Consider the following 840-nt stretch of genomic DNA (forward strand, 5'->3'; position numbering starts at 1 on the left):
TGACTGAAGGCAATGTTAGCTGTATACTCGCTCTTGGGGTCTTTCTTCAACAGCACGGCTACCACCGAAAGCTATACGCGTAAGTTCGTCGGCAGCGTCAGAGGTGGATAAGAGACAGGGGAACTCCCATGCGAGGGGGTAGTCCTTCCCCTCTGCACGCAGGCTCACCAGCACACGCCCCGTCGACGACACCACGCAGACGGATGCCACGATGTGGAACGCTCCGGCCGGCACCGGCCCGTCACCCCGGCGGTGCAGCGCACCGGTCGGCGTCCCGTGGATGTCGGTCACGTCCCAGATCTCGTCATCGGCCATGGGGACATCCTCTCCGATGCGGGCCGGCCGATGCCGTCATTCGACGGACGGTTCCTGACCGTCCACACGTCCGGCGCGGAAGAGGAACAACGCCCGGATCTCCCACGCGACCCAGAGAGCGGACGACAGCAGCAGAAAACCGGCGACGGCCCATTGCAGGACTCCGAACCGTGCGATCATGGCGCTCAGCACGGCGAGCGCGATGAACATCAGCAGGAAGACGGCGTGCACGACAAGCGAGACGACGTGCCTCCGCCGTGTCATGCCGTAGAGCTTCGCCTCCATGGCTCGTTTGTCATCCCGCCGAGGCAGGGAGCACGTCCACGTACACGCTGTACTCGTTGCCCGGAGTCGTCATCGTGTCCCACATCTTCTCGGTGTCACCGGGCAGCAGGCAGGCGACCGAGAGGAACAGCATGTTCCCGGTGTTGTAATCAGGCCCCTGGACGACCTTCATATCGGACTGCGCGCCGTTCTCGGCCGCAGGGAGTTCGAGCACCACGCGCGACGACGACACGGGCTCGG

3 protein-coding genes are annotated in these 840 nt (G+C 64.2%); all 3 read right to left on the reverse strand.

The features are described 5' to 3' along the window. Nucleotides 1-15: 15 nt before the first annotated feature. The gene (locus NS220_RS19905) at nucleotides 16-315 is read right to left on the reverse strand and encodes a hypothetical protein (RefSeq protein WP_153004376.1); all 300 of its coding nucleotides are present in this window, start codon (nucleotides 313-315) and stop codon (nucleotides 16-18) included. A 36-nt stretch (nucleotides 316-351) separates the two neighbouring features. Continuing rightward, nucleotides 352-600 (reverse strand): hypothetical protein, encoded by a 249-nt coding sequence (locus NS220_RS18510; RefSeq protein ID WP_058625436.1) that lies wholly within the window; start codon nucleotides 598-600, stop codon nucleotides 352-354. 10 nt (nucleotides 601-610) lie between these two features. Then, nucleotides 611-840: hypothetical protein (locus NS220_RS20330; protein WP_193755425.1), on the reverse strand; the 230-nt coding region annotated here is incomplete at its 5' end.

This window comes from Microbacterium testaceum, assembly GCF_001476655.1.
Taxonomy (GTDB): Bacteria; Actinomycetota; Actinomycetes; order Actinomycetales; family Microbacteriaceae; genus Microbacterium; species Microbacterium testaceum_C.